At 49.7% G+C, this 18950-nt stretch carries 16 protein-coding genes; 10 read left to right on the top strand and 6 right to left on the bottom strand.

Going from position 1 to position 18950, the window contains the following annotated elements:
- The first annotated feature begins 2 nt into the window (after nucleotides 1-2).
- The 3 genes from VHA_RS07670 to VHA_RS07660 all read left to right on the top strand — a co-directional run bounded on the left by VHA_RS07670 (nucleotide 3) and on the right by VHA_RS07660 (nucleotide 4578).
- Nucleotides 3-1337, top strand: coding sequence for a replication-associated recombination protein A (locus tag VHA_RS07670; RefSeq protein ID WP_005503321.1), 1335 nt, complete (start codon nucleotides 3-5; stop codon nucleotides 1335-1337).
- A gap of 157 nt (nucleotides 1338-1494) precedes the next feature.
- Nucleotides 1495-2781 (top strand): serine--tRNA ligase, encoded by a 1287-nt coding sequence (gene serS / locus VHA_RS07665; protein ID WP_005503320.1) that lies wholly within the window; start codon nucleotides 1495-1497, stop codon nucleotides 2779-2781.
- A gap of 234 nt (nucleotides 2782-3015) precedes the next feature.
- On the top strand, nucleotides 3016-4578 hold the full coding sequence (locus VHA_RS07660; protein ID WP_040528469.1) for a methyl-accepting chemotaxis protein: 1563 nt from the start codon (nucleotides 3016-3018) through the stop codon (nucleotides 4576-4578).
- A gap of 107 nt (nucleotides 4579-4685) precedes the next feature.
- On the opposite strand, the gene VHA_RS07655 is transcribed toward VHA_RS07660, so the two are convergent.
- Both VHA_RS07655 and metG read right to left on the bottom strand, forming a co-directional pair.
- Nucleotides 4686-5507, bottom strand: a complete 822-nt coding sequence (locus tag VHA_RS07655) for a hypothetical protein (protein ID WP_005503318.1) — start codon at nucleotides 5505-5507, stop codon at nucleotides 4686-4688.
- A gap of 226 nt (nucleotides 5508-5733) precedes the next feature.
- Nucleotides 5734-7770, bottom strand: coding sequence for a methionine--tRNA ligase (metG, locus tag VHA_RS07650; RefSeq protein WP_005503317.1), 2037 nt, complete (start codon nucleotides 7768-7770; stop codon nucleotides 5734-5736).
- 217 nt (nucleotides 7771-7987) lie between these two features.
- Here metG and apbC point away from each other — a divergent pair, with 217 nt between their 5' ends.
- The 4 genes from apbC (at nucleotide 7988) to VHA_RS07630 (ending at nucleotide 12872) form a co-directional block, all read left to right on the top strand.
- Nucleotides 7988-9082 carry an iron-sulfur cluster carrier protein ApbC gene (gene apbC / locus VHA_RS07645; protein WP_005503316.1) on the top strand — a complete coding sequence of 365 codons (1095 nt, stop codon included), beginning with the start codon at nucleotides 7988-7990 and terminating at the stop codon, nucleotides 9080-9082.
- Nucleotides 9083-9269: 187 nt separating this feature from the next.
- Nucleotides 9270-9911 (top strand): uridine kinase, encoded by a 642-nt coding sequence (udk, locus tag VHA_RS07640; protein ID WP_005503314.1) that lies wholly within the window; start codon nucleotides 9270-9272, stop codon nucleotides 9909-9911.
- 134 nt (nucleotides 9912-10045) lie between these two features.
- Nucleotides 10046-10642, top strand: coding sequence for a dCTP deaminase (dcd, locus tag VHA_RS07635; protein ID WP_005503311.1), 597 nt, complete (start codon nucleotides 10046-10048; stop codon nucleotides 10640-10642).
- Between the two features lie 82 nt (nucleotides 10643-10724).
- Nucleotides 10725-12872 (top strand): AsmA family protein, encoded by a 2148-nt coding sequence (locus VHA_RS07630; RefSeq protein WP_005503309.1) that lies wholly within the window; start codon nucleotides 10725-10727, stop codon nucleotides 12870-12872.
- A gap of 71 nt (nucleotides 12873-12943) precedes the next feature.
- Here the strand turns inward: VHA_RS07630 and VHA_RS07625 are convergent, their stop codons facing one another.
- Nucleotides 12944-13387, bottom strand: coding sequence for a CBS domain-containing protein (locus tag VHA_RS07625; protein WP_005503307.1), 444 nt, complete (start codon nucleotides 13385-13387; stop codon nucleotides 12944-12946).
- A gap of 222 nt (nucleotides 13388-13609) precedes the next feature.
- On the opposite strand from VHA_RS07625, the gene VHA_RS07620 reads away from it, so the two are divergent.
- Nucleotides 13610-14650: a metal-dependent hydrolase gene (locus VHA_RS07620; RefSeq protein ID WP_005503305.1), complete on the top strand. Its 1041-nt coding sequence runs from the start codon at nucleotides 13610-13612 to the stop codon at nucleotides 14648-14650.
- Between the two features lie 66 nt (nucleotides 14651-14716).
- Here VHA_RS07620 and cobO read toward each other — a convergent pair whose 3' ends face one another.
- Nucleotides 14717-15307 (bottom strand): cob(I)yrinic acid a,c-diamide adenosyltransferase, encoded by a 591-nt coding sequence (gene cobO, locus VHA_RS07615; RefSeq protein WP_005503297.1) that lies wholly within the window; start codon nucleotides 15305-15307, stop codon nucleotides 14717-14719.
- Nucleotides 15308-15581: 274 nt separating this feature from the next.
- Between cobO and VHA_RS07610 the strand changes: the two genes are divergently transcribed.
- Both VHA_RS07610 and VHA_RS07605 read left to right on the top strand, forming a co-directional pair.
- Nucleotides 15582-16055 (top strand): low molecular weight protein-tyrosine-phosphatase, encoded by a 474-nt coding sequence (locus VHA_RS07610; RefSeq protein WP_005503296.1) that lies wholly within the window; start codon nucleotides 15582-15584, stop codon nucleotides 16053-16055.
- A 151-nt stretch (nucleotides 16056-16206) separates the two neighbouring features.
- Nucleotides 16207-17181 carry a LysR substrate-binding domain-containing protein gene (locus VHA_RS07605; RefSeq protein WP_005503295.1) on the top strand — a complete coding sequence of 325 codons (975 nt, stop codon included), beginning with the start codon at nucleotides 16207-16209 and terminating at the stop codon, nucleotides 17179-17181.
- Nucleotides 17182-17312: 131 nt separating this feature from the next.
- Here the strand turns inward: VHA_RS07605 and VHA_RS07600 are convergent, their stop codons facing one another.
- A complete protein-coding gene (locus VHA_RS07600; protein ID WP_005503294.1) occupies nucleotides 17313-18500 on the bottom strand; it encodes a M20 metallopeptidase family protein in 1188 nt (395 codons plus the stop codon).
- The gene (locus tag VHA_RS07595) at nucleotides 18501-18950 is read right to left on the bottom strand and encodes a hypothetical protein (protein WP_005503293.1); all 450 of its coding nucleotides are present in this window, start codon (nucleotides 18948-18950) and stop codon (nucleotides 18501-18503) included.

The following is an 18950-nucleotide window of genomic DNA, read 5'->3' as shown; positions in this document are numbered from 1 at the left end:
ATTTGAGTAACTTCAGTCTGGATTTTGCGGACGATTTTCGTCCCCTTGCCGCGCGCATGCGGCCAACTAACCTGAAAGAGTATATCGGGCAGAAGCATCTGCTTGCTGAGGGTAAACCGCTTCGCCGCGCACTGGAAAGTGGCCAGTTACACTCCATGATACTCTGGGGGCCACCGGGCACGGGAAAAACCACACTGGCTGAAGTCGCCGCGGGTTACGCGAATGCTGAAATCGAACGTGTTTCAGCGGTGACCTCCGGGGTGAAAGATATCCGCCTGGCGATTGACAAAGCCAAAGAGAACCAGATGGTAGGTCGGCGTACTGTGCTTTTCGTCGATGAGGTGCACCGCTTTAATAAAAGCCAGCAGGATGCGTTTCTGCCGCACATCGAAGATGGCACGATTACGTTTATTGGTGCGACCACAGAAAACCCTTCATTCGAGCTGAACAATGCATTGCTCTCCCGTGCCCGTGTCTACAAGCTCAAGTCCCTCGACAGGGAAGATATCCTTGACGTTATCGAACAGGCGCTGTCTGACAGGGAACGGGGGCTGGGAAATGAGAACCTCGTCTTTGACGAAGGTGTCAAAGATCAGCTGGCCAGTTTCACGTCGGGCGATGCGCGGATGACACTCAACTACCTTGAGTTGTTATCTGACATGGCAGAGCCTGATAGCGACGGCAAAAAACTGATTACATTGGCACTTCTGGCTGAAGTGGCCGGGGAGAAGATTGCCCGTTTCGATAACAAAGGCGATCTTTGGTATGACCTGATTTCTGCGTTCCATAAATCGGTACGCGGGTCTGATCCCGATGCCGCACTGTATTGGTACGCACGGATTATCACCGCGGGCGGCGATCCGCTTTATGTGGCGCGTCGGCTGCTTGCAATTGCCTCAGAAGACATTGGCAACGCCGACCCAAGGGCGATGGAAATCGCCATTAACGCTTGGGATTGCTATACCCGGGTAGGACCGGCTGAAGGGGAGCGAGCTATTGCACAGGCCGCGGTTTACATGGCCTGTGCCGCGAAGAGCAATGCGGTTTACACTGCGTGGAAAGCCGCGCTTTCTGATGCCAAGATGCATCCAGATTATGAGGTGCCCAACCATCTTCGTAATGCACCAACAAACCTGATGAAAGAAATGGGCTATGGTGATGGCTATCGATACGCCCATGATGAGCCCAATGCTTATGCGGCTGGCGAAAGCTATTTCCCTCAAGAGATGAAAGGCACGCGCTATTACCATCCAGTCAACCGTGGTATGGAAATCAAAATTGCCGAAAAGCTGGCGTTTCTTGAGCAATTGAATGCAAATAGCCCTCGAAAACGCTAGGAAATATAGGGCAATTTGGGTATTGTTTTATCCAATATATGTGGTGATAAAAGTCATTCACTACGGGAAGAAAATCCTTTCAATTTGACGTTGCCGTAATAGTGCGTGGCAGCGTCAACTTCATTTAAGGCACTGTTTAACGATTCACAGGATTAACATGCTGGATTCAAAACTACTTCGTACCGAGCTGGACGCAACAGCTGAAAAACTGGCACGTCGTGGCTTCAAGCTTGACGTTGACACTCTCCGTAATCTGGAAGAAAAGCGTAAATCGCTGCAAGTACGCACCGAGGAGTTACAAGCTGAACGTAATGCGCGATCCAAATCCATTGGCCAGGCGAAGGCAAAAGGTGAAGATATCCAGCCACTGCTGGCAGCAGTAGAAAACCTGGGTGATGAACTGGATAAAGCAAAAGCGGAACTGGCCGAGCTTCAGGAACAGTTGAACAGTATCATCATGGGTGTGCCAAACATTGCTGATGATTCGGTGCCTGTTGGCAAGGATGAGACAGAGAACGTTGAAATCTCCGTTTGGGGTGAGCCTAAAACGTACGATTTTGAAGTGAAAGACCATGTTGATCTGGGTGAGCTGACCGGTGGCTTGGACTTTGCGAGTGCGGTGAAACTGTCAGGTTCGCGCTTTATCGTAATGAAAGGCCAGATGGCGCGCTTACACCGTGCAATTGCCCAGTTTATGCTGGATTTGCACACCACAGAACATGGCTATACAGAGATGTATGTGCCTTATCTGGTGAACGCAGACAGCCTGTTCGGTACTGGCCAGTTGCCTAAGTTTGGTGAAGATTTGTTCCACACCAAACCTGCTACCGAAGAAGGCGTGGGGATGTCTTTGATCCCAACGGCGGAAGTACCATTGACCAATATGGTGCGCGACACCATTGTAGAAGAGGCTGATCTGCCTATTCGCATGACGGCGCACACGCCGTGCTTCCGTTCAGAAGCCGGTTCTTATGGCCGTGACACCCGTGGTTTGATCCGTATGCACCAGTTCGATAAAGTTGAACTGGTTCAAATCGTGAAACCTGAAGATTCTATGGCAGCGCTGGAAGAACTGACCGGTCATGCCGAGAAAGTATTGCAACTGTTGAAGCTGCCATACCGCAAGGTGATCCTGTGTACCGGTGACATGGGCTTTGGCTCCGCGAAAACATACGATTTGGAAGTCTGGGTGCCAGCACAGGGAACTTACCGCGAAATCTCTTCATGCTCAAACATGACCGACTTCCAGGCACGCCGCATGCAGGCGCGTTTCCGTCGTAAAGGCGAGAAGAAACCTGAACTGCTACACACCCTGAACGGTTCTGGTCTGGCTGTAGGCCGTACCATGGTCGCTATTTTGGAAAACTACCAGTTGGCAGATGGCCGTATCGAAGTGCCGGAAGTACTGCGTCCATATATGGGCGGTTTAACCCACATTGGTTAATACACTCTGCTTACATAAAACCGGTCCTCAGTGACCGGTTTTTTCATTTAATACACCTATGTCGACTGGCTATTTTGCATTCGCAAGATAGGACAACACAACGATACAAATCAGATTGTTAATGCGTTGTTAAATAATGCGTGGTTTTAGGTTAACGGCCTTTTTATTTTATTCCGTTTTAATCGTCTACTATTACTTATTAGAAAATGTCGCAATTAATAAGGGTAGTATCGAATGCGAGTCAATCAGCCTGTTACGGATAAAGAGATAAAGTTTCCTGCTGACTATAATTTGCTTTCCACAACAGATACACGTGGTATCGTGAAATATGCCAGCAAGGATTTTTGTGAGGTTGCCGGCTACACACTTGACGAGATTGTTAGCCAGCCACACAACTTGGTTCGTCACCCAAGCATGCCGCCTGCGGCGTTTGAAAATATGTGGACTTTTATTAAAGCCGGCAAAAATTGGATGGGGCTGGTAAAAAATAGAACCAAAGATGGCGATTACTATTGGGTAAATGCTTTTGCCTCACCAATTAAACAAAATGGAAAGATTGTTGAGTTCCAGTCGGTTCGCACCACGCCTGACCGCCAAGCTGTGAAGCGTGCTGAACATGTGTACCCACAATTACTCGCAGGAAAGAAGCCTCTGGCTCTAAAAATGCCCCGAACGCGCATGTGGCAACGTGCGGCGATATGGCTGGCACTGGGCGCCGTTGGTGCGGGGATTGCGGGCTTTTTTTCGGGTTTTGTCGCTGCTATCACGGTGCAATTTGTGCTCTCAGTGGTTGCGATGTTCATGCTCACACGCAGGCTTGAACGTGTTACTCAGGCTGCGAGGAAAGTCTATGACAACCCATTGATGGAATACCTTTACAATGGTGCGGTTGATGACATTTCCGAAATTGAGCTGGCGTTGAAAATGAGCGCGGCCGAGATTAACGCGGTAGTAGGACGTATTCTCGACAGCAGTGATCAGGTACTCAATGCAGCCAGTAATGCGAAAGATAACGGTGAACGCACTGCAGGCAATATTGAAAACCAAAATGCGGAAACCGAACAAATTGCTGCGGCGATCAACGAAATGTCAGCCACAGCAAAGGAGATGTCTGGAAACACGCAAAGCGCGTCAGATGCTGCTGTCCAGGCGCAGGACGCAACACTGGCCGGAATGGAAACGGTGGGACAAACTGTCGATGCCATACAGAGTCTCGCAAAACAGCTCAGTGATGCATCCAATGTCATTGCTGAGCTCGAAGAGCACGGTAAACGCATAGGATCTGTGTCTGATGTTATTCAAGGCATAGCTGAGCAAACCAACTTGTTGGCACTGAATGCCGCAATAGAGGCCGCGCGTGCTGGTGAGCAGGGACGTGGCTTTGCGGTTGTTGCCGATGAAGTCCGTGCGTTGGCACAACGTACTCAGGAATCTACTTCTGAGATCCAGGACGTTATTTCTCTAATCCAAAATGGCACAGAGCGAGCAGTTAATGCGATGGCTCGTGGAACCACACTCTCAGAAGAGTGTGTATCCAGCGCAGAAAAGGCAGGTGATGCATTGCGACGCTCTCAAGAGCTTGTGTCTGATATTAATGACAGAAACCATCAGGTGGCGACGGCAGTAGAAGAGCAGGCTGCAGTATCCAATGAAATGAACGGCAGTATTCAGTCCATTTCCGAGCTTTCCTGTCAGTCTCTTAATATTGCTAAAGAAACGGTAGAGGAAGCGGAGAGCCTGGTTGGTGCATTGACAACGCAAAAGCAGTTGGTGGCGCAATTCCGGCGTGTTGGCTGATAGCCTAACCGACAGATATAAAAAAGGTCAGCTTGCTGACCTTTTTTACTCTTGTTACCTCATCAGTATCGTATTGCCGAGGTGAGGACATTTTAGATAAGTGCCGACTATCCAGTTTTCATCGGTAGCGCCTTTACTGCTTCCGGTTGTGATGTCGATAGAGCCGGCTGCGTTTCTGTGGTGCGCAATATCAACTCGCGATCAAACAGGTGGAGAAGGATCACACTGAGATCCTGACTGATCTTGAGCAGTGAAGAGGCTGGAATTTCTTCCTCGACCGCTCGAATAACAGAATCGAAACGGTTGTCCACGCGGTCAAAAGCCAGGGTTGCTTCGCCACTGGACATCAAAGACACCTGATGCATGCGTTTTTGGAGAATGCGGCTTTGCAGGTTTACTGATTGCCAGGATGCGGTTTTCCCTTCCATTAAGCGCATGACGGCTTGCTCAAAACGTAGCTGGGCTTCTTTGGTATCAATCCAGGTTTGCCAAAACGCCTGATATTCGTCATAAGATGCATCGAGGGTATTTTCCGATAGATAAGATCGCGTCACTTCATCAATGATATAGATAAGATGATCGGATGCCCTGTGATGAATGGCATACCAGCCAGGTTTGGATTGATTTGGCAATGAAGAAAGTACTTGCTCCATACGGGATTGGAGTACACGGAACAACGGGCGCTGTGAGTGGTGACATCCTTTCAGCAATTCGCCACAAAACACCCTGATTTCTTCGCGGGCTGTGCTGGCTTGTGGAGATTGTGGGCACCGTACGTAGCGGGTGTTGTGATCATGCAGCATCCAGAGCAAGGCGCGCAGATCGTTGATTTGGGCGCAGTAATGTTCACGACGTGAGTCCTTGGTGCTGGAAAGCCCCTTGGACATACGGATCAGCCAGTTTGGGGTGATCATGGAGAGCAGTGCCATAATGTGTTCCTCTTTCCTGAGTGTCTGAACACGTCGTGCAGTGCATGTGCCAACTTATAAGTTCATTAAAAACAGAGAGATAGAATTTAACACTGGATTTTATGAGCTGCGATGATGCATAACTTCACCATTGTGGTGCAAAAAGTGTGATGGATATCTGCAAAAAATGCTATTAGCGCATAAAAAAGGAGCCATCAAGGGCTCCTTTCGCATGGATGGTTGCGCTTTACATCACGCGCATACCAGCTTGTGCGCCTTCGTGTGGCTCCAGTAGCCACAGATCTTTGCCACCCGGACCTGCTGCCAGGATCATGCCTTCAGACATGCCGAATTTCATCTTGCGTGGCTTCAGGTTGGCAACGACCACAGTGTACTTACCAATCAGATCTTCAGGGTTGTACGCCGACTTGATACCTGAGAATACCTGACGGGTTTCGCCACCAATATCCAGCTGGAATTTCAGCAGTTTGTCAGCTTTTGGCACCGACTCACAGGAGATGATTTTGGCAATGCGTAAGTCAACTTTTGCAAAGTCAGCAAAGTCAATTTCATCAGCAATCGGTTCATCAGCCAGTGGGCCCTTGGCTTTTTCTGTTGCCGCTTTCTCGGCTGCCGCATCTTCTTTAGAGGCTTCAACCATTTCTTCAACCTTCTTCGGATCGATACGGCTGAACAGCGCTTTAAAGGCTTCAACTTTATGGGCAGTCAGTGGTGTTGCAATGCCTTCCCAAGTCAGGGTTTCATTCAGGAATGCCTCTGAGCGTGCTGCCAGCTCAGGCATGACAGGCTTCAGATACGTCATCAACACGCGGAACAGGTTGATACCCATGGTGCAGATAGCCTGAAGTTCGGCGTCTTTGCCTTCTTCTTTCGCCACAACCCACGGTGCTTTTTCGTCCACATATTGGTTTGCTTTGTCAGCCAGCGCCATGATTTCACGGATAGCACGGCTGAATTCGCGTTTCTCATACAGATCGCCGATGCGCTCTGCTGCCGCTGCAAACTCTTCGTACAGCGCCGGTTCAGCACATTCTGCAGACAGCATGCCGTCGAAACGTTTGTTAATGAAACCTGCGTTGCGGGACGCCAGGTTAACCACTTTGTTGACGATGTCTGAGTTTACACGCTGGACAAAGTCTTCCAGGTTCAGGTCAAGGTCGTCGATGCGGTTATTCAGCTTCGCCGCGTAATAGTAACGCAGGCATTCTGGATCCAGGTGCTTCAGGTAAGTGCTCGCCTTAATGAAAGTCCCTTTGGATTTCGACATTTTCGCGCCGTTCACTGTCACATAACCATGGACGAAAACGTTGGTTGGTTTGCGGAAGCCGGCACCTTCCAGCATCGCAGGCCAGAACAGGCTGTGGAAGTACACGATGTCTTTACCGATAAAGTGGTAAAGCTCTGCGTCACTGTCTTTCTTCCAGTACTCGTCAAAGTCCACATTGCCGTTTTTGTTACAGAAGTTCTTGAACGAGCCCATGTATCCGATAGGTGCGTCCAGCCATACGTAGAAGTATTTGCCTGGCTCACCCGGAATTTCGAAGCCGAAGTATGGTGCATCACGGGAGATGTCCCATTGCTGCAGACCAGACTCGAACCATTCGTTCATCTTGTTCGCCATTTCTTCTTGCAGCGCGCCGGATTTGGTCCAGGCTTTCAGCATGTCACCAAACTGTGGCAGGTCGAAGAAGAAGTGGACAGAGTCTTTCATCACAGGCGTTGCACCGCTAACTGCTGATTTTGGATTGATCAGGTCAGTTGGGCTGTAAGTTTCGCCACAGTTGTCGCAGTTGTCGCCGTACTGGTCTTCAGACTTACATTTCGGGCAGGTGCCTTTCACGAAGCGGTCTGGCAGGAACATTTCTTTTTCTGGGTCGAACAACTGGGAAATGGTGCGGCTGTTGATGTAGCCGTTGTTCTTCAGCTGGGTGTAGATGTAGGACGCCAGCTCACGGTTTTCGTCACTGTGAGTGCTGTGATAGTTGTCAAAGCTGATGTCAAAGCCCGCGAAGTCTGCTTCATGCTCTTTTTGCATGTCCGCGATCATGGCTTCAGGTTCGATACCCAGTTGCTGGGCTTTCAGCATGATAGGTGTGCCATGCGCGTCGTCTGCACAAATGAAGTTGACAGTGTTGCCACGCAGGCGCTGGTAACGCACCCATACGTCTGCCTGAATATGCTCGAGCATATGACCCAGATGGATAGAGCCATTCGCATAAGGCAGGGCACAGGTAACCAGAATTTTACGTTGGTTTGCAGCCATAATGTTGATAGTTCGCTTTTGACAATTGAATCGGATGAATGCCGCAAATCTTACCTGATACCGCTTGGAAAGCATAGGGTGTGATGCGCCTCATGCCTTGCGAAAACCTGCTCAAATGAGAACCTTGCAATATTTGGAATATCCCCACATGCAAAAGGGTGTGAAATACCTAAATTTTCATTAGGCTAGAGGGGTATTCATTGAGGAGAGCTCCCCTATGTTTTTTGGCCGCAATAAAGATACTCAACCCGATCTCAGTACCGTTATCACTTTCCTTAATCAGTTTGTACATCCTTCCCTCATTGATGGCTGGGCGAGCAGGCCGGGGATAGTCAGCCAATCGAAAACTGGCGAAGTGACCGTGACGTTTCCATTCGCTGCAGGTGATGTGATTAAAAGCTTGACCGGATGGATAGAATCGCAAAAAACGGCCGGTGAGGCTATTCCCACTATGGTAATAAATCAGCGGATATCACCGTTGAAAGTGGGAGACAAGCCGCTGATTAAAGGGGTGAAAAACATCCTTGTTGTGAGCTCAGCCAAAGGGGGGGTGGGGAAATCAACGACCTCTGTCAATCTGGCACTGGCACTGCATGCTTTGGGCGCAAAGGTGGGCCTTTTGGATGCTGATATCTATGGCCCGTCACTGCCAATTATGCTCGGAACCAAAGGCAAACAGCCCACAACCCTTGATGGTAAAACGATGGAGCCGGTGGAAGCGCATGGTCTTTTCAGTAACTCCATTGGGTATCTGGTACCGGATGAAAATGCCATGGTATGGCGTGGCCCTATGGCGTCTAAAGCGTTTGCCCAGCTGGTGAATGAAACCCATTGGCCGGATTTGGATTATCTGGTGATTGATATGCCACCGGGCACAGGAGATATCCAGCTGAGTCTTGCCCAACAGTTTCCGGTGACGGCCGCAGTGGTGGTGACAACCCCTCAGGATCTGGCTCTGGCAGATGCGATTAAAGGGGTTGCGATGTTCGAGAAAGTTGCTGTGCCGGTGCTTGGGGTGGTGGAAAACATGAGCTACCACATTTGTAGTCAGTGTGGACACCATGAAGCAATATTCGGTCAGGGCGGGGCGGTGAAGATGGCACAAGACCATAAACTGTCTTTGTTGGCACAAGTGCCGCTTCATATCAGCATCCGGGAAGACATTGATGCAGGCGCGCCGACCGTTGTGGCAAAACCGGAAAGTGAACATGCCTTGGTTTACCATGCGTTGGCAGGAAAAGTCGCCAGTCAGCTTTACTGGCAGGGGGAGCCTGTGGCTGAGCAAATCTCAATCACTACTGTGAGTGAATAGCAATAGATTGAGTGATAAGCCTCACATGGAAGCCGAGAAATGACGCGCAAATCGTATGCACAATGATGAAACAGTGTTCATCTTGCTTTTATTTGAGATTTTGGTCACAGAATTAGATGGCATGTGCGGTATCAACTCCCTATAATCAGGCGGTTTATTTATCGCCAAAATCTCTGGGTATTCATTTATGAGTGACAACAACCAATGTGTCATTATCGGCATTGCAGGGGCATCTGCATCCGGTAAAAGTTTGATCGCAAGCACTATCTACCAAGAACTTAAAGAGAAAGTTGGCGATCATCAGATCGGTGTTATCACGGAAGACCGCTACTACCGCGATCAAAGTCATCTCAGTATGGAAGAGCGTGTTAAAACCAACTACGACCATCCACAAGCACTGGACCATGACCTTCTGTGCCAGCACTTGAAGGAATTGATGGATGGTCATGCGGTAGAAGTGCCACAATACAGCTACTCAGAACACACTCGCATGGCGGAAACCACCACGATGACACCCAAGAAAGTGATCATTTTGGAAGGTATTCTGCTGCTGACGGATCCACGTCTGCGTGAGCTGATGCACGCAAGTATCTTTATGGATACGCCACTGGATATCTGTTTGCTGCGCCGGGTGAAGCGTGACGTTGCAGAGCGTGGGCGCACGATGGAGTCTGTGCTTGAACAGTACCAGAAAACAGTCCGCCCCATGTTTATGCAGTTTATTGAGCCGTCAAAACAATATGCAGACATTATCGTTCCGCGTGGCGGTAAAAACCGAATAGCGATTGATGTATTGAAAGCACACATCGCCAAATTGTTAAAAGCATAAGAGGAAAAGCCGGGTAACCGGCTTTTTTTACACCTGAATTTGGGTATAAAACAGTGGGGTAGCTTTTACCTAATGACATCTTAGGTTGTCAGGTGGAAAGAATACGGCTTTTGATTCTAACGAGGGAACGCACGATGAGATTGAGTGACAAACATATCCGGGAATATCTGGATGATGGCATGATTGCTATCGAACCAAGACCCAGTGATGATGCGATTTCCGGTGTCACTGTCGATGTGACTTTGGGAAACCAGTTCCGTGTCTTTACTGAACACTGTGTACCGTTTATTGATTTGTCAGGACCACGGGAAGACGTGTCCGCTCAGCTCGATAAAGTCATGAGCGATGAGATTGAACTTGCTGATGGTGAGGCATTTTTTCTGCACCCGGGACAGCTGGCCTTGGCGGTCACGCATGAAGTGGTAACCTTGCCGGATGATATTGTCGGGTGGCTTGATGGCCGTTCATCACTAGCCAGACTGGGGCTGATGGTGCATGTCACAGCCCACCGCATCGACCCGGGCTGGCAGGGAAGAATTGTGCTGGAATTTTATAACAGCGGACGGCTACCCCTGGCATTGAGGCCCGGTATGCCTATCGGTGCGTTGAGCTTTGAGATTATGTCAAGTGATGCTGAAAAGCCTTATCATAAACGCCACAATGCCAAATATAAAAATCAACAGGGAGCGGTAGCATCAAGGATTGGTGAAGATCACATGAATGGGAAATGACTGAATTTGTTTGATTTAATGCAGGAGTTTTCCCGTCTTTTGGTTACTCTCAACCGCATCTCAAAAGGAAATGTACATCATCATGAAAAAGTTTCTCTCTATTCTGCTTGGACTGTTGCTGTTAGTCGTGGTGGCTGTCGGCGCCATCATAGCTTTCATTAACCCCAATGATTTTAAGCCGCTTATCGCTAATGAAGTCAAAAAAACGACCGGACGCGAACTGGTGATTGACGGTGACATCAGTTGGCGATTCTGGCCAAGTCTGGGGTTGTCGGTTGAACAACTGGCATTCAAAAATCCCCAGGGCTTTGCAGAGCCAGATATGTTGAAACTGGACAAAGCCGAGCTGTCTGTCGCGGTGATGCCGTTGCTGTCTGATACGCTTGATATTGGTCTTGTCAGCCTGCACGGTGCCCGTATATTCATCCAAACCCTGCCAAATGGTGTCAGTAACCTGGATGGTTTATCCGGAGAGACAGCAACAGAAACGGCGCCTGCTGAAAACCCTGAGCCTGTTTCCAACGCTTCATCGCCTGCGCAAGCGTCAGCCGCAGACTGGACCATCTCAATCGGTGGCCTTGAACTGCTGGATGCCAGCGCGACAGTACGTGATGATAACGCCGGCACCCAGAGCGAAATCAGCAAACTGAACCTGACTATCGGAAAGCTTGAAACCGGGGTTTGGGTGCCGATTGAGTTTGATGTAGATGGCAAGCAGAACGCTCTGGCTTTTTCAGCCAAAGGTGATGCAGAAGCCATGATTGATAAAGAGATCATGAAATCGCAGCTGCGTGCCCTGACTCTCGCAGCGACAGCAAGTGATGCGCAAACCCAATTGGATAGCTTCTCCCTGAAAGCTGACCGCCTTGGACTGGGTATTCCCATGGTGTTTGATTTTTCAGCCAAGGGTAAAGCCAGCGACATGGCGTTTGATGCATCCGGCAAGACCACCGCGCAGATTGATGAGGGCGTGTCACTGATCACCGCCAGCGGTTTGTCTCTTGAAACCACCGTATCTGGCACAAGCCTTCCCCGCCCGGAAATGAAAATTAGCGTGAGTGGCGATGTGGCCTTTGATAATAAGGCCCAGACTCTGGCTGTAGAAAAACTGAAAGCGGCTGTCGATGAATTGGGTTTTGATGGCAAGGTTTCGATTGCATTGGCCGAGATTCCGTCTATCCGGTTTGATGTTCACAGCCCGAGCATCAATCTGGACACCTTTCCGGGAGGACGCGCTGAAAGTACAGAAAAACCGGCATCATCAGGCAGTGAGGGCATTGGTTCTGGCCGTGGAGACAAATCCGTAGGAGCGAAGCAACCCCTGAGCGATGTTGAGCCGGATTTGTCTGCGCTGAAAGGGCTCGATATTGCTGGCAAAATCACCATTGACGATTTTGTTGCCAGCAATGTACAGGTGACAGGTGTAGTGGCCGATTTCGCCGTAAACCGTGGCAACGTTGCCCTTCGTCAGTTTGATGCCAAGCTTTATGACGGCACGATCAATGCCACTGGCTCCTTGGATGCGACTGTTTCCCCGGCGCGCTACCACGTTAAAAATGACATCCGTAATGTCAATGTTCTTCCTTTACTCAAGGACGCTGCAAACCAGGACATGTTGTCTGGCCGAGGCAGCATTGATGTCAGTGTCAGCGGTGTTGGACTTTCTGAAAAACGCCTGCGTACTGGTATTACCGGTACAGTCGCCATCAATTTTACCGATGGTGCGGTCAACGGGATCAACATTCCTGAGATGATCCGTGAGGCGAAAGCCACCCTGAAAGGCCAACGTGCAGAATACGTGGAAGAAACGCGGAAAACGGACTTCAGCGCCCTGACGGCAACCTTTAACCTTGGTAAAGGCATTGCCTCTACCCGTAACCTGAAGATGGAAGCGCCGGCACTTCGCGTACGCAGTGAAGGCCAGACCAATCTGGTGAAAGAAGATCTGGATTTTGACGTGTTTGTCTCTGTGGTGGGCACCAGCAAGGGACAGGGCGGTAAAGATATCGATGAACTGAAAGATATCACTATTCCGGTCAACATTGGCGGTAGTTGGGCTGAACCAAGCTATAAGCTGGATGTTAAATCCCTGCTAACCAGCAATAAAGTATTGGAAGAAAAGGCACGCAAAGAAGCAGAGCGTGGCCTGAAGAAGCTGCTGGGTGACAAGGCAGAAGATGACAAGGTGAAACAGGTGGCGGACCAGTTATTGAAAGGTTTGTTTAACTGATCTTCTCTCCGAATAAACGGAAAGCCGCGTTGCATTGCACTGCGGCTTTCTTTTTGGGAATGTAATTTGGTTCAGGTACGGAGCTTTTTCTGGCTCTTTTCCCGCTTAAGGATGTCTTGTAAAGCCGCCAGCAAGTCAACAGCGGAAAGCATGCCCACCAGATCGCCGGTTTTATCCAGCACAGGCATCGCACCGATATTGTGGTCGAGCAGTTTCTGGTTTGCTTTTGACAGGGTTTCGTAGGTGTGGCAGGTGATGATGTCTTTGATCATCACATCCCCGACGGTTAAGTCATCAGACAGCAGGTAAGGGTGTTCGATATCCGGCGATTCATCGGCCCAGTTTGGGCGGCGGAGTTGTCGGTCACTGATGATGCCAACCAACGCATCGTTTTCAACCACGGGAAGGTGGCGGATGTCCTTGTCTCTCATCAGGAAATAGGCCTCCCTGATTCCCTTTTCAGGGCTGATGGTGATCAGTTTGCGCGTCATATAATCGGACACTTTTCCTGGCATTGTATCGACCTCTCCTCATTGTTGGCTTGACTCTTTTAAACCTACAAAAAGTGCGAAAGTAATGTTGGGAGACAGCGCCCAGAAATCCAGCAGGGAGGGATCTGTCCCCCCACAGTTATTCGTTTCATTTTGTGTATTTGCTTTCTCAATTTTCTCACTGGGTTAGAATCTGGTTTCCGATCAGAAAAATAAGCAGCTTTAAATAAAAGGAAATACACGTACATGGACTCTATTTCCCAGGCAGCACTTGGTGCTGCTGTTGCAGGACTGGTTGCCGGTAAACGGTGCTCGCCCAAAGCACTTCTCGCGGGTGCGGCATTGGGCACCGTGCCTGATCTCGATGTTGTTCTGGATTATGGCGATCCCATTTCCAACATGATTAAACACCGTGGATTCAGCCATTCTCTGTTTGTGTTGATCCCCTTCGCGACTTTGTTAGCCATGCTTTGGAAAAAGCTGGTTGCCAAAACATGGCCACGTTGGCAATTGTGGCTGTTGTTCACGGCAGTGTTGGTGACCCACCCACTGCTTGATGCGTTCACTACCTATGGGACTCAACTTTTCTGGCCCCTCGATACGCCTCCGGTGGCAATATCCAGTATCTTTATTATTGATCCGCTATACACGATTCCCCTTTTGGTTCCTGTGCTTGCCGCGTTTATCTGGCGTCGCCGTGCTGCCAAACTCTGTGGGGTAGGGGTGGCCATCTCTACCCTTTATCTGGCCTGGTCGTTGGTTGCGATAGGTACGGTGAAAGAAAGGGTAGAGGATAATGTGGCAGGTACCCCTCTGGAAGGGCAGCCGGTATTTATCGGGCCAACGCCGTTTAATACGGTGCTTTGGCGTGTGGTGGTGCTTGACGAGGGCAGGTACTGGGAAGGGCTGACATCGTTGCTGGATGAAGAGCCTGCCATTGACTGGATACCGATCGCCCGCGGCGACTGGACGGTTTCGGGTAAGCCGGTATTGCTGTCAGATTTTGAGCGGTTTACCCAGGGATTCGTGCGTTATCATCAGGAGGGCAATGCACTGACAGCGACAGACTTGCGTCTGGGAATGGCGATGTATCATCCCTTCCGTTTTGTGGTGGCAGAGCGGGGGGACAATCAGGTATGGCAAGTCGTAACGCCTGTGCAATTGGATCCCGGCCCAGTGCTGCCACGCCAAATTCCAGCGCTTTGGATGCGGCTGCTCGGCGCACAAACTATTGATGCGATGCTTTGCAACGCTAATGACTGCTTCCGCGATGATGAGCCTTCCTGACTAAAGACAATCAAGCCCAGCGGTTGCTGGGCGTTTTTATCCCGAAAGTCAGAAAACTGGCATGGGTTACCAGTCGATTCCCTTTCGTACCTTGATGCCAGCATCAAATGCATGTTTCACATTACGAACCTCTGACACGGTATCTGCCATGTCAGTCAGTGTGCGGTGGGCGGCACGACCGGTGATGATCACTGACTGATCACTTGGACGGTTTTCCAGTGCCTCGACGACTTCTTCCAGATCGATATAACCGTAGGTGACCATATAGGTCATTTCGTCCAGCATCACCACATCATAATCCGGGTCTGCCAGCATGCGTTTGCATTCTTGCCACACAGCCTGCGCGGCGCGGGTATCGGCAGCTTTGTCCTGGGTATCCCAGGTAAAGCCAGTTGCCATCACATGGAATTCCACACCACACTTTTCAAGAAGGTTGCGCTCGCCACACTCCCACGTCCCTTTGATAAACTGAGCCACACCACATTTCTGCCCATGGCCGGTAGCACGGGTGATCATGCCAAAGCCGGAGGTGGACTTTCCTTTACCGTTGCCGGTAATCACTAACAATAAACCTTTTTCAATTTGTGCAGCGGCCACACGCTCGTCGACCTGTTGTTTCACTTTTTGTTGCCGGGCTTTATAGCGCTCGTCGCTCATTCGTTTTTCCTTTTATTTCTTTGTGGCTGACTGGAGCAAAATGGGATCACAACATACCAAAACCATGACTAGATGGAAGTCTCTAAACCCAAAACCAAGTAAATTACTCTGGTATTTGATTCTCCCCGCTACCGGGAAGAGGCGGATAAACGTTCATGGGGGAACCTTCGGTGCGTTCCTTGAGCAAGCTTTCTAAGCTGTTTTGCCACTGACTTTGCTCTCCACTCCCTGATTGGTTAGAGTGTTGACGTTTACGATAAGAAATGGAGCGCGAATGTCTGCTAACCCACTAAAAATACTCGTTGTCTGTATGGGCAATATCTGTCGTTCGCCTACCGGAGAAGCAGTACTTCGCGCCAAAGCGCAGGCCCGTGGTTTGGATGTCGTGATCGATTCAGCAGGGACCATCGGCTATCACACCGGCGCAAAACCGGATGAACGCGCCCGAAAAGCGGGAGAAGCGAGGGGGTACGATTTTACCGGCATCTACTCACGCCAGGTCAACGCATCAGACTTTGAAGCGTTTGATTACATATTGGCATCGGACAAGGCTAACCTGGCTGATTTGCTTGACCGTTGTCCGGATAAATACCGGAACCGTGTGTCGCTTTTTTTGAGTCACGGGACATCGCCTGTGAAAGAAATCCCTGATCCCTACTATGGGGGTAACCAAGGGTTTGAGCGCGTATTGGATCTGATTGAAAAAGCCAGTGATGCAGTACTGGACCTTTGCCAATCCCGCCGCTGACCTGTAGAGCCTGTGCCGGCAGGCTCAAACACCCTGCCGTCATCTCAAACTTTGTTGTCCCCAGCCAAATTTCCCCGGTTTCACTTGTGTAAAAAGGTTTGCTCTTATAAATTTAAGTTCTAACGCTGACATCGTTGAATGGAGTAAGGGATTGAAACTTCAGCAGCTTAAATATTTAAAAGCGATCAAGGACAATAATCTGAATGTGTCTGCGGCTTCGCAGTCGCTTTTTACTACCCAACCAGGGGTGAGTAAGCAAGTTGGCCTGCTTGAAAAGGAACTGGGTGTCAGGATCTTTGAACGTCGCGGTAAAAATCTGAGTGGTATTACGCCAATTGGTGAGCGCATCCTTGAGCAGGTTGAGCGCATGCTGGCGCTTGAACAGAAGATCAAGGCCCTTGCCAGCGAGCATCTCGACCCCAGTGTCGGTACGCTGAACATCTATACCACTCACACGATTGCACGTTATTTGCTGCCAAACAGTGTGTCGTATTTCACCAAAAAATATCCAAACATCAATTTCCACCTGCACCCTACGTTACCCCTGCAAACCAAAGGTGTGATCAGTAAAGGGCATTCAGATTTCTCGATTGTTGCCCACGATATTGGTGCGGATAATGATCTGATCCAACTGCCTGCCTATCGCTGGACAATGGGATTGGTGGTGCCGGAAGATCATCCGTTAGCCGTCGTGAGAAAGCCGACGCTCAAACAGCTTTCTGAATATCCTATCCTGAGCTATGAACCGGGTTCGACTGGGCGCCAGGTTCAGGATGAGACTTTCCAACGTGCGGGTATTACCCCAAATTACTTTATGACAGTGATGGATGCCGATGTGATTAAGCGATACGTACAGCTGGGCTTTGGCATTGGCATTGTTTCTACCCTGGCAGCTAAAGATATAGAAAACAGTGGCCTGACGTACATTAACCTGGATCACCTGTTCGAACCTTGTAACGCCTGGATTTGCTTTTCAAAAGACATTTTGCTGCAAAACTATATGTATGATTTTCTGACGTCGTTTTCACCGCACCTGACCAAGACCTTGATGGAAAGTGTGTTGATGCAAAACAGCAGCGATAAGGTAGACAAGTTGTTTGAGGGACTGGAACTCCCGGTTTACTGATGACACCGCGATTCTGATAGAAACGCCGGCAAAAAACGCCGGTGTTTTCTTTGCCAGTTTTATTGTTTAAAGAAAAGGGGCTGGTGGTGAGCCAGCCCCTTCGCTTACAGTCTCGATAGTCTCTGTTTTTGTCAGCTGCATGCGATGCGGATAAAGATCTGCGCACCGATCAGCAGAAAGTCGTCATCCACGTAGTAAGGATTTGAATGCAGGTAGTTACAGATACCTGCTTCTTTGTTACCACTGCCCAGGAAGAACATTGCACCTTTGCAATCTTCTGCCGCGTTTATCATCAGACTGAAATCTTCAGAGCCTGTCATGGGGTTGCCGTTCGGATCGAGCCGGTCTGCCGGTACGGTAGCGCGCGCTGCGTCCACTACACGCTGATACGCATCCGGGTGGTTGATCACCGCAGGGTAGCCTTCGCATACCATGGTGGTTTTAAAACCACGGATTTCACTTTCCTTCACGAAGGTTTCAAAGCTGTTTTTCAGGATCTGGTCCGTTTCTGCATCCATTGCGCGGATAGTACCACGTGCCTGCGCGTAATCTGCAATGGCATTTGGAATGCTGCCGCCATTGAACATGCCGCAACCGAATACCGCCGGGCTGAACGGATTGGTGCGCTTCGCAACCACATAGTCCATATCCATAATGATACGGCTGGCTTCGCGGATAGCATCCAGGCCTTTCTGTGGCGTCGAGCCGTGCGCAGATACGCCGTGCACTTCCAGTGTCCATGCCGAGCCATAAGAAGACATAATACCGTTGTTGATTTTCACAACACCGTATTCCAGCGCCGCATCGTTGTGCAGGGCATACACTTCCGACACACCGTCCATGCAGCCAAGCTCAACCATTTTGCTGGCACCTGGTACCCGCATGTCTTCTTCTGCCATTTGGAAGATAAAGCGCACGTTGTGTTTCAATTCGTTGTGGTTTTCAGCCAGATATTTCGCCGTGGTCAGGGCAATCGCCATGTGGGTGTCGTGACCACAGTTGTGTGAACGCCCTTCATGGGTTGAACGGTATTCGTTGTCGGTCATGTCGTTCATTTCCAGTGCGTCCATGTCTGCACGGAAGCCAACACGTTTCCACGCTGGGTTTACAGTTAAATCTGCGATAAAACCGGTGAACCCCTCGTACGTGGTCAGGGTGTAGCCCATTTCACGCATCAGCGCCTGACAGTAAGCCGTGGTTTTAAATTCTTCACCCGAGAGTTCCGGGATCTGATGCAGGTCACGACGGGTTTTAATGCTGAATGCATGCAGGTCCAACAGTTTGCTGTCCAGGTTGAAAGTAGAATATTTTGCTGACATTTAGATGATCCCTTTCATTTGGAAACCGATTTGCGCAATTACAGATGCACCGAAGAAACAACTGGTGGCAACGACGAGGAAGATAACGATAACTTTCCAGGACATTTTTTTCAGTTCTTCCATCTGACCGCCGACAGACAGGCCGGCGAACGCCAGTAGCGGCACACACACAGACAAGAACTGGATCTTGCCCACAGACTCCAGGAAGTAAGTACGCACAGGTGTCTCAGGCAGACAGATCAAGATGCCGATGATGGTTGCGTAAGCAAACGTTGGCAGGGAAGATGGAATGTACTTCTTCGCTACCAGAGACAGGAACACAATCACGGACATGGCTATAAAGCTGTGAACCATTTCAGTTGGCGCCGTGCCATTAGTCAGGAACTGGGTAAAGCCAGCCAGTACAATTGCAAGCGATACCAGCTTCATGTCATTCATAATCGCTTTCAT

It is taken from the genome of Grimontia hollisae CIP 101886, assembly GCF_000176515.1.
Classification (GTDB): Bacteria; Pseudomonadota; Gammaproteobacteria; order Enterobacterales; family Vibrionaceae; genus Enterovibrio; species Enterovibrio hollisae.
Note: the sequence above shows the minus strand (reverse complement) of the source record. Positions and strands in the feature narration are given on the sequence as shown.

Coding starts and splice junctions, on each gene's coding strand:
- cobO (WP_005503297.1), bottom strand. CDS start 15,307: ATGAGCGACGAGCGCTATAAAGCCCGGCAACAAAAAGTGAAACAACAG.
- dcd (WP_005503311.1), top strand. CDS start 10,046: ATGAGATTGAGTGACAAACATATCCGGGAATATCTGGATGATGGCATG.
- apbC (WP_005503316.1), top strand. CDS start 7,988: ATGTTTTTTGGCCGCAATAAAGATACTCAACCCGATCTCAGTACCGTT.
- serS (WP_005503320.1), top strand. CDS start 1,495: ATGCTGGATTCAAAACTACTTCGTACCGAGCTGGACGCAACAGCTGAA.
- VHA_RS07620 (WP_005503305.1), top strand. CDS start 13,610: ATGGACTCTATTTCCCAGGCAGCACTTGGTGCTGCTGTTGCAGGACTG.
- udk (WP_005503314.1), top strand. CDS start 9,270: ATGAGTGACAACAACCAATGTGTCATTATCGGCATTGCAGGGGCATCT.
- VHA_RS07595 (WP_005503293.1), bottom strand. CDS start 18,950: ATGAAAGCGATTATGAATGACATGAAGCTGGTATCGCTTGCAATTGTA.
- VHA_RS07625 (WP_005503307.1), bottom strand. CDS start 13,387: ATGCCAGGAAAAGTGTCCGATTATATGACGCGCAAACTGATCACCATC.
- VHA_RS07600 (WP_005503294.1), bottom strand. CDS start 18,500: ATGTCAGCAAAATATTCTACTTTCAACCTGGACAGCAAACTGTTGGAC.
- VHA_RS07630 (WP_005503309.1), top strand. CDS start 10,725: ATGAAAAAGTTTCTCTCTATTCTGCTTGGACTGTTGCTGTTAGTCGTG.
- metG (WP_005503317.1), bottom strand. CDS start 7,770: ATGGCTGCAAACCAACGTAAAATTCTGGTTACCTGTGCCCTGCCTTAT.
- VHA_RS07655 (WP_005503318.1), bottom strand. CDS start 5,507: ATGGCACTGCTCTCCATGATCACCCCAAACTGGCTGATCCGTATGTCC.
- VHA_RS07610 (WP_005503296.1), top strand. CDS start 15,582: ATGTCTGCTAACCCACTAAAAATACTCGTTGTCTGTATGGGCAATATC.
- VHA_RS07660 (WP_040528469.1), top strand. CDS start 3,016: ATGCGAGTCAATCAGCCTGTTACGGATAAAGAGATAAAGTTTCCTGCT.